We start from the raw sequence: 14,353 nt of genomic DNA on the forward strand, positions 1-14,353 counted from the left end.
ATTATTTATCTAATATCTTTTTTACAGGTTCTACCAAACGATCTATATTACCGGCACCTACCATCAACACAACTTCAAATGTATCAGCTTCCGAAGCAACTAAATCCAACAGTCCTTCTTTTCGGATCAATTTCTTTGACGGAATTGTAACCTTATCGAAAATAATTTGCGAGGTTATTCCCGGAATAGGTTCCTCGCGGGCCGGATAAATATCCAATAAAATCAGTTCATCCAACAATGAAAGGCTGGCGGCAAAATCATCGGCAAAATCCCTTGTGCGTGTGTAAAGATGCGGTTGAAAAATACCGGTTACCTTTTTACCCGCATACAATTCTTTTACCGACAGAATACTTGCCTTCAATTCAGCAGGATGGTGTGCATAATCATCAATCAGAACAATATTATCTTTTTTCAAATGAAAATCAAAACGGCGAAGTGGTCCGGCAAAAGAAGCCATTCCTTTCTTAATTTCGTCAGCCGTAACACCATTCAGCCAAGCTAATGCAATAGCAGCAATGCCATTTTCTATATTTACTTTTACAGGAACTCCCAACTGAATATCCGATATATGGATATCAGGCCCTATAAAATCGAAAAAAATCTCACCATTCCCAATACGGATATTCTCTGCGTGAAAATCCCCTCCATCCGTAGCCGAATAAGTATATAGTTTTACGCCTTTTTTCAATTGAGGAACAATATTGATACCTTTCTTCATTATAAGGCAACCATCAGGACGAATCAAAGAAGTAAACTTTTCAAAACTTTCCCGGTAGGCATCTGCAGTCCCGTAAATATCCAGATGATCCGGATCAGCAGCTGTAATAACAGCCATATACGGGGTAAGCCAATGAAAAGAACGGTCAAATTCGTCAGCTTCTATAACCGTTAAGTCACTTTTCTCAGATAACATCAAGTTACTGTTATAGTTTTTCAGAATTCCCCCCAGAAAAGCATTGCAATCAATATGCGACTGTTTTAATAAATGAGCAGTCATGGAAGATGTTGTCGTTTTGCCATGTGTTCCGGCAATACAAAGACCACGAGAGCAATTTGTAATTTCGCCCAATACACGGGCACGCTTCATCACCTCAAACCCATGTGTACGGAAATAAGATAATTCCGTATGTGATTCCGGCACAGCCGGTGTATAAACAACCAACGTATCAGCAGGAGACTTACAAACTTCCGGTATCAAATCAACATTATCTTCATAATGAATGACAGCTCCCTCTTTATTCAACTGCTCCGTTAAATCGGAAGGCGTTTTATCATAACCCGCTACCAATTTCCCTTTAGACAGGAAATAGCGGATAAGGGCACTCATTCCAATCCCTCCTGCTCCTACAAAATAAACAGCTTTTATAGTATCTATATTCATTATGCTTTCTTTTCTATAATTTTTACAATCTCATCAACAATCTGTTCGGCACTTTCATGATGAGCCATACAAGTGATATTATTGCTCAGAGAACTAAGTATATTAACATCATGAATAGTTTGCAACGCGGTAGGTACCAATGATTCTTCCGCGTCTTTATCAGCCACCATAATGGCCGCCTTCTGATTTACCAAAGCCTGTGCATTTTTTGTTTGATGGTCTTCCGCCACATTAGGAGAAGGTACCAGAATTACAGGTTTCTGCAACAGGCAAAGTTCGGAAATAGAACTGGCTCCGGCACGGGAAATGACCAAATCGGCGGCAGAGTAAGCATAATCCATACGCGTGATAAAATCCGAACACCAAACCGGCATCCCCCGATAGGCCTTCAAATGCTTCACCGCCTCCTCATAATAGTAACGTCCGGTTTGCCAAATAACTTGCACATCCGATGCGAAAAACTTATCCAGATTCTCCATTATACTACGATTAATAGTACGCGCCCCAAGGCTACCACCAACGACCAGGATCGTTTTCTTTTCAGGAGAAAGACCAAAGAAAGCCAATGCTTCTTCCTTTTTATCCAAAGCCTCCTCCAGATCCTGACGCACCGGATTACCTGTAATGACAATTTTATCTGCCGGGAAAAACTTCTCCATCTCCTGATAAGCCACACAAATACAGTCTGCGCGTTTGGCTAATAACTTATTAGTCACACCGGCATATGAGTTCTGTTCCTGAATCAAAATAGGAATATCCAGCGAAGAAGCCATCCATAAAGTAGGTCCACTGGCATAACCACCCACACCTATCGCAATGTCCGGATTAAATTCACGAATCGTTTTTTTCGCCAGGCGAAGACTCTTTATCAAACGTCTTATCACCTTTATATTATTGATCAGGTGAGCCCTGTCAAAACCACTCACCGGCAAACCTACTATTTTATATCCCGCAGCAGGAACTTTTTCCATTTCCATCCGGTCTTCCGCGCCAACAAACAAGATATCGGCATCAGGAAAACGTTTTTTCAACGTGTTGGCTATTGAGATAGCAGGAAAGATATGTCCACCTGTACCTCCACCACTTATAATGATTCGATATTGTCTCATTCTTTTGTTTCAGTTATAAGTTCTACGTTCTCTTGTACAGCCTCTACTGAAGATTCTCCTGCAATAATTTCTGTTTGGGAAAGTTCGGAAGTATCCATATCCTCCTCTTCTAAACCATCCTCTTCCTCATCCCCCATATGTGCGCCAAAACGGCTTACACTAAGGATGATACCGAAATAAATGCACGAAATCATAGTCGATGTACCTCCACGACTTACCAAGGGCAAAGGCTGACCCGTCACAGGTATCAGATTCACTGCTACGGCCATATTCGCCAAAGCTTGTATTCCCATCAGCAATCCACAACCTATCACCAGATATTTAGCATATATTTTATCACATTTTCTGGCTATTATACCAACTCGCACCAGCAACATGATATAGAGCATCAATACAAATATTCCGCCGGCATAACCCATTTCTTCAATTATAATAGCATAGATAAAATCGGAATAAGCCTGAGGAAGGAAATCACGCTGTTGCCCATGGCCAGGCATATTGCCAAAGACACCACCACGCGCTATTGCGATTTTAGCATGCGACACCTGATAATTCTTATCATTAATGACATACGTATCAGGATCTATTTTGTCCTCACCATGCAAATGCTCTACAATACGATTTTTCCATGTTAAACCACGATCCAGATATTTATGCAATACATCATCAGGCGTGATAAATAAAACAGCCAATATCGTCCCGGCAAACAAAACGACAATACCAGCCAGTAAAAGTAACTTCTTCAATGCTATCTGACCGATAAACATCATCAGATAGCAAAAACCAAAGAGCATGGCGGCTGTAGAGAAGTTTTCAGGAAAAATAAAAAGACAGGCCAATCCTACTCCTCCCAATATCCACCAAAATATTTTATCGGAAGGAATTGTTCCTTTTTTACTTAGCCAATAAGCCATGTAACCAATAGACGATAATTTGGCTAATTCAGATGGCTGAATTCCCCACAACCAACGTCCGGCACCATTAATTTCTTCACCTAAAATAGGTGTTAGCACCAATAATACAATTGACACAGGAAAAAGTAAAACCAAAAAACCGGCAATCTTCTTATAAGGCACATGATGCAGGAAGACAATCAGGCAAGCACCACAAGCCAAAATCAGAGCATGCCTGCGGATGGGTATCCACGGACTTGCCTGTTTATAGGCTAATGTACTGGTTGCACTGAATACCTCCACCAACGATATAACACAAAGGAACATGAAGATTATCCATATCACCATATCCCCTTTTAGTAATTTATTTACCAGTTTCATTCGTTATACATGGCTTTTAAAGATTACGTACACAAGCCTTAAATTGATCACCACGATCTTCATAACCCCTAAAAAGATCGAAGCTGGCACAACAAGGGGAAAGTAACACAGTATCTCCTTTTTCTGCCAGTTTATATGCTTTTGTTACAGCTTCTTCCATAGAACGGGCATCTTCAATCTTGTCGATCTTGTCGTCAAAAAAACCATGAAGTTTATTATTATCCACACCCAGAAATACTAAAGCACGAACTTTCTGTTTTACCAGGTCCTCTATTTCAGAATAATCATTGCCTTTATCCGTTCCTCCCAAAATAAGCACCACTTTAGTAGTCATACTTTGTAAAGCATACCAACAAGAATTCACGTTCGTTGCTTTGGAGTCATTAATATAATCTACACCACGCACACGAGCCACTTTCTCCAAACGATGTTCCACACCTGTAAAGTCACTCAACGATTCACGAATTTTATCGTCTTGAATATCCACAATCTTGGCAGCAATACCTGACGCTAATGAATTATACAGGTTATGCGTGCCCGTTAATGCCAATAAGTCTTTATCCATTGTAAATGTTCCGTTTACCGTTTCAATTACTATTTGCTTATTATCAACATATCCCTTTACGCCTTCTTCATGTGTTTCGGCAAACGGGTAGAGAGTAGCTTTTGGATTACGCTTGGCAATCTCACGAGCTATAATAGGATCGTCATTCCAAAAAATAAAAGCATCTTCTTTTGTTTGATTCTGCAAAATCCGGAACTTAGCGTCTACATAATTCTGCATTTCATAATTATAACGATCCAAATGATCCGGCGTTATATTAAGAAGAATAGCGATATCCGCTTTGAAGTCATACATATTATCCAACTGGAAACTGCTTAACTCTATCACATATACGGCATGCGGTTCTTCGGCCACCTGGAGAGCAAGGCTATTTCCAACATTTCCGGCCAAACCTACGTCTATACCGGCTTGCTTCAAAAGATGATAAATAAGCATAGTAGTGGTCGTTTTACCATTACTGCCTGTAATACAAACCATCCTGGTATCCGTATATCGTCCCGCAAATTCTATTTCAGATATAATATGTGTACCTTTTTCCTTCAACTTTTTTATAATCGGTGCCTTATCAGGAATTCCGGGACTCTTTATCACCTCATCGGCATTCAGAATATCGGCCTCCGTATGTTGTCCTTCTTCCCAGGGAATCCCATGGGCATCCAATATTTCCTTATACTTGGGTTTAATTGACGAAAAATCCGAAACAAAAACATCGAATCCTTTCATCTTCGCCAGAACAGCTGCACCCGCGCCGCTTTCACCAGCCCCTAATATAACTATTCTATTCATATTATCTCATTTTTAACGTCACAATCGTAATAACAGCCAAAATGATACCAATCAACCAGAAACGAACTACAATCTTTGACTCGGGAACTACATTCAGTGGCTTCTGTATCAAGGCTTGTATCCCGGCATTACCCGGTTTTTGGAAATGGTGATGAAGCGGCGTCATCTTAAATATACGCTTGCCTTCACCCTGCTTTCTTTTTGTGTATTTAAAATAAGCCACTTGCAACATGACCGATAAACTTTCTGCAAGAAAAATACCACAAAGAATCGGTATCAACAACTCTTTACGAATAATAATAGCGAACACCGCAATAATACCACCCAAAGTCAGGCTACCGGTATCTCCCATAAAGACTTGTGCCGGATATGAATTATACCATAGGAAGCCAACTGTCGCCCCGATAAACGCGGCCGCAAACACCACGAGTTCTTCCGCTCCGGGTATAAACATAATATTCAGGAATGATGCAAATTCAAAGTGAGCGGACATATAAGCCAGTATACCTAACGCCACCCCGATAATCGCGGAACTACCTGCCGCCAACCCATCTAATCCGTCCGTCAGATTAGCACCGTTAGAAACAGCCGTTACCACAAAAATCACCATTATTACAAACAGCAACCAAGCCGCTTCTTCTTTATAATCACCTGCCCAGCTAACTAAGTTCGCATAATCAAAATTATTATTCTTCACGAAAGGAATGGTCGTTTTGGTCGATTTTGTTTCTACATTATGAAATCGAACTTCTTCAATTACATTATCATGGCGTATCTCCATATTCTCCTTAATCACAACACTCGGACTAAGAAAAAGAACCAAACCGACAATTAATCCCAAACCAACCTGTCCTATAATCTTAAAACGACCATGCATTCCTTCCTTATTCTTACGGAATACCTTAATATAATCATCGGCAAAGCCTAATCCACCCAACCAGACAGTCGTAATCAACATCAGAATCAAATAAATATTATCCAAACGGGCAAAAAGCAACGTCGGAATCAATATGGCAATAATGATGATAATCCCTCCCATTGTAGGAGTTCCTTTTTTACTCATCTGCCCTTCCAATCCTAAATTACGCACAGTTTCACCAATCTGCAACATCTGGAGTTTATCAATTATCCGGCGGCCGATTGCTGTAGAAATAAATAATGACAAAATTAAGGCTAATCCGGAACGGAATGAGACGTATTTAAACATACCCGCTCCCGGAAAGTCCAACTGATCTAAATAATTAAACAAATAATACAGCATGTCGTTTTCTTATAATTGTTGTGTTGCAAAAATATCCCTTAATTTCTCACGATCGTCAAAATGATGCTTTACCCCTTGCACATCCTGATAATCTTCATGGCCTTTTCCCGCTACTAATATAACATCACCTTTTTTAGCTAACATCGTCGCCGTTCTGATAGCCTGCGTACGGTCTGTAATACAAAGTGTGTTTCGCATATCGCTTTCAGATAAGCCTGCCACCATATCTTTGATAATCTCATCCGGTTCTTCCATTCTCGGATTATCGGAAGTCAGAATAAGTTGGTCACTTAACTTAGAAGCTTCTTTAGCCATGATCGGACGTTTACCTTTATCACGGTTACCGCCGCAACCTACTACAGTAATCACCCGGCCTTTGCCATCCAAAACTTCATGTATGCTATTCAGTACATTTACCAAAGCATCGGGCGTATGCGCATAATCCACAATCGCCGTATATCCCAACGGAGACTGTATCGTCTGGAAACGTCCGGAAACAGAATGCAACGAACTCAACACCACCAATACATCTTCCGGTCTTTTTCCTAAAGAAACCGCAGCACCATAAACAGCCAGCAGATTATAAGCATTAAAACGTCCTACAAAATGAACGAATACCTCTTGGTTGTTTATCAACATGTCAGTTCCTTCAAAATGAGATTCAAGAATCTGACCTTTAAAATCCGCTAATGTCCGCAAAGAATAAGTCAGCTTTCTGGCTGCCGTATTCTGCAACATCACCATCCCGGATTTATCATCAGCGTTCGTAATAGCAAATGCGTCAGAAGGCAGATCATCAAAGAACTTCTTCTTAGCCTTTAAATAATTCTCTACCGTTTTATGATAATCCAGGTGATCACGTGTCAGATTGGTAAATATACCGCCATTAAAAGACAAACCGCTAATTCGCTTTTGGTCGATAGAATGAGAACTCACTTCCATAAACGCATATTCACAGCCAGCCTCTACCATACGTGCCATTAAAGCGTGAAGAGTAATAGAATCAGGAGTAGTATGTTCTGTTGGAATAGCTTCACCATCTACATAATTACAAACAGTAGAAAGCAAACCGGCTTTATGTCCCATTTTACGGAACATTTCATATAATAATGTAGCAATAGTAGTTTTTCCATTCGTACCGGTTACTCCTACTAATATTAATTTTTCCGAAGGGTTATCATACCATTGAGAGACCAGCTTTCCCAAAGCATCGGCAGAATCCTTCACCCGGATGAAAATCGGATTTCTTCCGAGAGAAATTTTAATTTCTTCCGAGAGAGAGGGAATTTCTTCACAAACGATAGCAACGGCACCTTTCTTCAAAGCTCCCTCGATATAGGCATGACCGTCGACAACCGTACCTCTTACGGCAACAAACAAAGAACCCGGCTTTACTTCTCTGGAATCGGATTGAACACCGGTAATATTTAAATCCGTATCTCCAATCACTTCCAGCACATCTAACGAATATAGCAGCTTCTTTAGTTCCATCATATAAATCGTACTATTAATTTCTTATCGTAATGTTAGTAATATAGTTTGTCCCTTTACTACGCGCTGGCCGGGTTGGATACTTTGCGAAACAACACGCCCTACACCGGACAGGGAAACTTTCAGTCCGGCATTTTCAAGCAAATAAACCGCATCACGCGCTCCCATACCGGTTACGCGGGGAACTAACCCTTCACGTATAGTAACATCCTTCAATTTAACTATATTATCTTTTTCATCAGCAGAAGCCAACACCCATTTGGTTTCCAGGCTGTCTGTATCAGTCTTTATATCAAGTTCATCCAAAACATCTTCTACGGCCTTCAAATCACCGCCTTTCACAGAAGGAATTTTCACAGCCAACGAATCAGCTTCCATGCTCCGTATATTAAAAGACATATGGCTTGCGTATACTTTTTCCGCGATAGCTTTCACAACACCTCCGGACATCGTTCCTCCAGAAGGATATCCGATGCGCGGACGCCGTATCACTACTATCGCCGAATACTTTGGCTGGTCTGCCGGAAAATAACCGCAAAAAGACACCTGATGGCCGCTTGTCCTATATACACCGCCGCTGGCTATCTGGGCAGTTCCCGTTTTACCGGCTATCTGGATAATATCAGAATGCACAGCTTTACCGGTTCCCTTTTCCACTACATCTACCAGCATTTCCCGGATAAGCCCCAAAGTGCGAGAAGAGCAAATAGAAGATTTTACGACTTCAGGTGAAAAACTCTCTACTGTTTTTCCATTTCGCATAATTTCTTTGGTAAACATCGGACGCATCATCTTTCCGTCATTGGCTATCGCATTAAAGAAAGTAAGCGTATAAATAGGCGGTATCTGTGTTTCATAACCAAAAGACATCCATGGCAATGTCGTTTTAGACCAGTAACGCGTCGAGTCGTCAGGACGCCGGATTTTAGCACGTCCTGCTCCGGGTATTTCCAATCGCAGATCCGCATTCATTCCAACACGATATAAACCTTCCACAAACTTGGTAGGGTTATTAGAATATCCTTTCAGAATGGTTTTTGCAACACCTATATTAGACGAATACCAAATAGATTGGGCAACAGAAATACGTCCATATCCTCCTTTATTCATGTTGTGGTCCGTCATACGAGCCCCTTTATACATGTATATACCATTACCAACATCGACCGTATCATTCGGCGTACAAACCCGGTCTTCCAATGCTACCATAATAGAAGCAACCTTAAAAGTAGATCCGGGTTCTGTTTCATCCGCTACCGCGTGATTCTTGGTTTCACCATATACGCCTTCACGTATGCGCCCCATATTGGTGATAGCTTTAATCTCTCCGGTTGCCACTTCCATAACAACGGCGGTTCCGGATTCCGCATCAATCTCTTTTAGCTTATCGACCAGACACTTTTCGGTTATGTCCTGTATATTAATATCAATAGTAGTACGAATATCCATTCCGTCTACAGGGTCTACTTCTATAACATTAGTCCAGCCGCCGCCCACACGCCTTACGGAACTCAAACCTGCTTGTCCTCTTAATAAAGAATCATACTGTAATTCAAGCCCATTCTTTCCTTTGGTAGTTCCACCTGCTTCTATTTCACCATAAATATCGCCAATTGTACGGGAAGCCAGTGTTCCAAAGGGCTTCTGGCGTTGCACCATCTCTTTCGCATAGAGACCGCTTTTATAACGTCCCAGACGCAGGAATGGGTACTTCCTTATCTCCTTATAATCGGAATAGGATATTTTTCCCTCATATAACGGGAATTGACGGCTTTTACTTTTTAATCCACGCGTCAGATAATCCCTATAACTGGCAGGAGTTCGATTCCTCAACTTTTTGGATAGATAGATAGACAGCGAATCCAGTCCATTGCGTTTGGAATAGAGCAACGTATCCCGGCTATTCCAATTTTTACCGGGATTTACATAACAGTCGGCTCCAAAATCTATGTACAGATAATAACGGGGAACGCTTGTAGCCATTAATTTACCGTCACTCGAATAAATATTACCACGTCCGGGTAACACAAGTCGGTTTGGCCGCTTTTGCTTTTCAGCCACTTTCTCCCAAACATCCTTCTCCACAAATGCAGTATCGAAAGCGCGTACCAATATGGCAACAGCCACAAGCCCAAGTATAAGCACAACGATAAAATAACAGAATAATATCCTGTTATTACCCGGCACTATTTCTTTTGGTTCGTTCTCTTCTGCCATAATGTAACTTTACTTATACAATTCATAAGGAGGAGTTTTCGCACCCTCCAATTCAATACCCTGCTCTTCAATAAGCAATTCTATCTGAGACTGACGGCTGTTGCCCGTCAGTTCGGACGAAATAGACAATGCTTCAAAACGAACATCGCGTAACTGTTGTTGCAGACGATCTATTTCTCTCAGCTTCTGCATGCAAGTATACCGGTTACTAATAAAAAAGAATATTAATATGACAACAAGAATAATCATACGCGTATGCTTTATGATGAAATCTTCTTTTAAGATTCCACCGCCCAACACATACAAAGGAGAGAATTTATTCTCTTTTCTCTTCGTCTTTTTTCGTTGTTGTTGTTTTTCTTCTTCCATTATATCTTTTCAGCGATTCTCAGTTTAGCACTCCGCGAACGCGGGTTAGCCTCTATTTCTTCCTCCGAAGGTATTATCACTTTATTATTCACCAAACGAAAAGGAGATTTTGTATTACCAAAGAAATCCTGTTCGGTTTTACCTTCAAAGTTTCCGGCCTTCAAGAAGTTTTTCACCAAACGGTCTTCCAACGAATGATAAGTAATTACCACCAAACGGCCGCCGGGCTTTAATACGCGCAACGCTTGTTGAAGCATATCACGTAACGCGCGCATCTCATCATTCACTTCTATACGAAGAGCCTGAAAAGCCTGTGCCAGGAATTTCTTTTCTTTATCCCTGCCTGCAAACGGTTTCAATACTTCTAAGAAATCTCCTATTGTTTCCACTTTCTTTGATGCACGCATCTTAACCAATACATTCGCCAATTTACGCGCCGTCTTCAACTCGCCATATAGAAAAAACACATCTGCCAATGCTTCCTCGGTATAAGTATTAATGATATCCGCAGCAGTCTTACCGGCCCGGGTATTCATACGCATATCCAACGCTCCGTCAAAACGAAAAGAGAACCCCCGTTCCTTATCGTCAAAATGATGAGAAGAAACTCCCAAGTCGGCAAGCAAAGCATCTACTTCACCATCTACGCCGTAATAACGCATAAAGTTATACAAGTAACGGAAATTACTCCGGACGAAAGTAAAACGGTCGTCGGCAGGAATATTCTTTTCGGCATCCGCATCCTGGTCAAAACCATACAAATGCCCTTCATTTCCGAGCTGTTTCAATATCTCGCGGGAATGTCCGCCACCGCCAAATGTAACGTCTACATACACTCCCGAAGGACAAATATTCATTCCTTCCAAGCTTTGGTGCAGCATTACCGGTACATGATAGCAAATTTCGTTTTCTTCCATTCCTTGCACTTCTGTTAAACTTTCTCTTAAAATAAGGCAGCGTACTTCTTTGAGCTGCACATATATTAACCTATCAGATGGTAAAAGTACATATTTCCCAAAATACCTGCCAAGAAATACAATAGAAAAGTACAAAAAAGTTTTCAACAGCCTATTAATCGAAGAGAAAACCAGGATAAATTGCCATCGTTTCCCGTTACATATTATTAACATTAATTCAGAATAAACCGTGAAGAAATCAACGAAAAACAAAAGAGCTGACTTTTGCAATCAAAAGTCCCGTCTTAACACTTCAAAAGTCAGCTCTTTTGAAATGTTAAGACGGGACTTTTAAGTTTAAAAGATATATCCTTTGAAAGGTGAAAGTTTGCTGTTTCCAAAGTCGTTCTCAGAACCTTTTAATCGTACACTAAACAACTGATTACCAAACAAGAAGGAGAAGAGTTAAACGAAAGGCGTTTCACTAGAATGAAAGGTTGAAGGGTTTGAAAGGTTATATTTAAGTTTTAGCAGTCGATATTTTTTTGAAATATCGTTTAAATATTAAATTTGTACACGTAAATAAAAACCACTATATTATGAGGACATTGTTGCTTATTTTCATTTACATCATTACTTCGTTTTCCATCCGTGCGAACGAGTGGAAAATCTTAAAGCCGCAGGAAGCTTCCAAAGCATATGAAATTGCGGCGAATGAGTTCCAAAAATTCTACAATGCCGTTACCGGTGAGAAAATAGATATCATTGATACACCCGAAAAAGAGGTAAACTTAATCGTTATAGGCTCCGATATCGTAAATCGCTACACGAGAGACGCCATTGAAAAGAAAATAATAAAGCCACTCAATCTTGGGGCGGAAAGTGATTCATATCGTATCTTGTCGGCCAAGGATAACAATCGTGACGTGCTTTTTCTGGTAGGCGGAAACGGCCGTTCCACCTTATACGCCGTATACGACTTTTTTGAGAGACAAGCCGGATGCCGTTACTTCTGGGACGGAGACATTATTCCAAAGGCAAACCATATTCAAATGACAGGACTTGACATTGCCGAGTCTCCACGATTCATGTACCGGGGTCTTCGTTATTTTGCCCATCGCAGCTTAACCCGTTTTCAGGCGGAACACTGGGGACCCGACGAATGGGAGAAAGAAATTAACTGGATTGTGAAGAAACGTCTGAACCTATTCATGCTCCGTATCGGCATGGACGACATTTTCCAGAAAGCATTTCCCGACATTGTCCCTTATCCTCCTACTGATAAAACCTTACCGGAAGCGCTGCCCCGTTCCTTTTATGACCGGACAACAGCCTGGCCGCTAAAATATCGTGGTGAGCTTCGGAAGCATATCCTTAGCTATGCAAGAGACCGGGAACTCATACATCCGGAAGATATGGGAACTATGACCCATTGGTACAGCTGCACACCCAAAGCATTCCTTGAAGCGGTCAAACCTACATTCAACCCTCAATCCGGAGGCGCTTATCTGGGGAATCCTACAAACGCGGTATGGGATATCCGGGATGACAAAAATCTGGACAATTACTGGAAGCTGACACAGGCTCATATTGATAATTACGGTAGCCCCAACATGTTCCACACCATTGGTATTGCCGAAAGAGAGACATTCGACAACCGCGAAGATAACCTGGAAATGAAACTGTATGCTTACCGCCGCATCATTAACAAGCTCCGCGAGCATTACCAGACAGCACCAGTACTGATAGCATCATGGGATTTTTATTTGCCCGGATGGAAAGGGAAAGAGATAAATAAACTGTTGAAACAACTGAATCCGTCAACCACAATTATACTCGATTACACATCGGACCTGCCCTCCAATGAAACAAATACCCATTTTGAGAACTGGGGTGTTGTAAATAAGTTTCCATACACATTCGGTATTTTCCATGCATACGAATGGGAGAACGAGTTACGGGGACATTACGACCTCATCAAGCAGCGTATGCCTGTGGCGGCAGCCGATCCGATGTGCAAAGGCTTCGTTTTTTGGCCGGAGACATCGCATAGCGATCCTTTAATGCTGGATTTCTTTACTCACAATGCATGGAATCCGGACATCCTTACTCCTGAGGAAATTCTACCTGCTTTCTGCAAAGACCGGTACGGAAAAGATGCGGAGATCATGCTTCGAGGCTGGACGGCTGCAATGCCTGTCATCAAATTAGTAGATGAGCTTCCCGCCAGATACAAAGAGATATGGGCTTTTGCCAAAAAGGAGATAACAGAAGAGTCCGTAAAAAGTTTCCGTGATAATGAAGCGATAATAGCAGGCACACTAGCCCATGTACCCGGCATACTTCGCACATTAGCCGGACTTCCGTACGGATACGGCAACAAGTTCATCGACCGGGATGCCATTGATTTGGCACGTACCATCACCGGCCGCCAATTTACAGCAGAACTGCACCGTTATGCTATTGCACAAGCCGATTACCGGGCGGGGAAATGCAAAATAAACAACGTCAGAGTGGCGGAAAAACGGGCAAGGGCGGTATTATATGCCTTAAGAGACATCCTTGCACTGCATGACGACTATTCAATGAATGCCTCTTTGAAGCAGATAGAGTCGGTGAAACAACCCATAAACCCAGCCTTTGAACAAGCGTTGAAAGGCAATTCCGAAAATGACTACTGCCGCAGTTACATAAGTGAATATTTCGACTACTATTACCTGCCGCAGTTCGAACACTATACAAAGGAGATAAACAAAGCACTGGCAAAAAGCAAACAGCCGGAAACATTTCCCGACGTAAGCAAAATGGATATGCAATATATTGTCGACGCATTCTACAACAAACCTTTAAAAGAGATGAAACCTTTAAATCCAAAGTCGAGAACAAACAAAACATATCGTAACATTCTGGACAGCTTAGCACAAGATTTAGAGAAATATCATTAAAAACATCCGATAAAAAAGATCAGGTATAATTATTCAATATATCTTTGTCCCCGAGTTAA

10 protein-coding genes are annotated in these 14,353 nt (G+C 41.4%); 1 reads left to right on the top strand and 9 read right to left on the bottom strand.

Annotated elements, in window-relative coordinates; translation table 11 throughout:
* Nucleotide 1: 1 nt before the first annotated feature.
* The 9 genes from murC to rsmH are packed head-to-tail and all read right to left on the bottom strand — an operon-like array spanning nt 2 to nt 11,370.
* Nucleotides 2–1,381, bottom strand: coding sequence for a UDP-N-acetylmuramate--L-alanine ligase (murC, locus tag C1721_RS03395; protein WP_102407168.1), 1,380 nt, complete (start codon nt 1,379–1,381; stop codon nt 2–4).
* Nucleotides 1,381–2,490: an undecaprenyldiphospho-muramoylpentapeptide beta-N-acetylglucosaminyltransferase gene (gene murG, locus C1721_RS03400; RefSeq protein ID WP_102407169.1), complete on the bottom strand. Its 1,110-nt coding sequence runs from the start codon at nt 2,488–2,490 to the stop codon at nt 1,381–1,383. The genes murC and murG overlap by 1 nt, the downstream gene beginning before the upstream one ends.
* Nucleotides 2,487–3,764, bottom strand: coding sequence for an FtsW/RodA/SpoVE family cell cycle protein (locus C1721_RS03405; protein WP_102407170.1), 1,278 nt, complete (start codon nt 3,762–3,764; stop codon nt 2,487–2,489). Before C1721_RS03405 ends, murG begins: the two co-directional genes overlap by 4 nt.
* A 16-nt stretch (nt 3,765–3,780) precedes the next feature.
* On the bottom strand, nt 3,781–5,115 hold the full coding sequence (gene murD / locus C1721_RS03410) for a UDP-N-acetylmuramoyl-L-alanine--D-glutamate ligase (RefSeq protein ID WP_102407171.1): 1,335 nt from the start codon (nt 5,113–5,115) through the stop codon (nt 3,781–3,783).
* A gap of 1 nt (nt 5,116) precedes the next feature.
* A complete protein-coding gene (gene mraY, locus C1721_RS03415) occupies nt 5,117–6,376 on the bottom strand; it encodes a phospho-N-acetylmuramoyl-pentapeptide-transferase (RefSeq protein ID WP_102407172.1) in 1,260 nt (419 codons plus the stop codon).
* A gap of 9 nt (nt 6,377–6,385) precedes the next feature.
* Complete coding sequence (locus tag C1721_RS03420) at nt 6,386–7,867, bottom strand: UDP-N-acetylmuramoyl-L-alanyl-D-glutamate--2,6-diaminopimelate ligase (protein WP_102409215.1); 1,482 nt, start codon at nt 7,865–7,867, stop codon at nt 6,386–6,388.
* Between the two features lie 24 nt (nt 7,868–7,891).
* Nucleotides 7,892–10,084: a penicillin-binding protein gene (locus C1721_RS03425; RefSeq protein ID WP_102407173.1), complete on the bottom strand. Its 2,193-nt coding sequence runs from the start codon at nt 10,082–10,084 to the stop codon at nt 7,892–7,894.
* A 9-nt stretch (nt 10,085–10,093) separates the two neighbouring features.
* Nucleotides 10,094–10,453: an FtsL-like putative cell division protein gene (locus C1721_RS03430; RefSeq protein WP_102407174.1), complete on the bottom strand. Its 360-nt coding sequence runs from the start codon at nt 10,451–10,453 to the stop codon at nt 10,094–10,096.
* Nucleotides 10,453–11,370, bottom strand: a complete 918-nt coding sequence (gene rsmH / locus C1721_RS03435; protein ID WP_102409216.1) for a 16S rRNA (cytosine(1402)-N(4))-methyltransferase RsmH — start codon at nt 11,368–11,370, stop codon at nt 10,453–10,455. Before rsmH ends, C1721_RS03430 begins: the two co-directional genes overlap by 1 nt.
* Before the next feature lie 578 nt (nt 11,371–11,948).
* Between rsmH and C1721_RS03440 the strand changes: the two genes are divergently transcribed.
* Nucleotides 11,949–14,294 carry an alpha-N-acetylglucosaminidase TIM-barrel domain-containing protein gene (locus C1721_RS03440; RefSeq protein ID WP_102407175.1) on the top strand — a complete coding sequence of 782 codons (2,346 nt, stop codon included), beginning with the start codon at nt 11,949–11,951 and terminating at the stop codon, nt 14,292–14,294.
* Nucleotides 14,295–14,353 lie beyond the last annotated feature (59 nt).

Origin of the sequence: Parabacteroides bouchesdurhonensis, from assembly GCF_900186615.1 — a bacterium.
GTDB lineage: Bacteria > Bacteroidota > Bacteroidia > Bacteroidales > Tannerellaceae > Parabacteroides > Parabacteroides bouchesdurhonensis.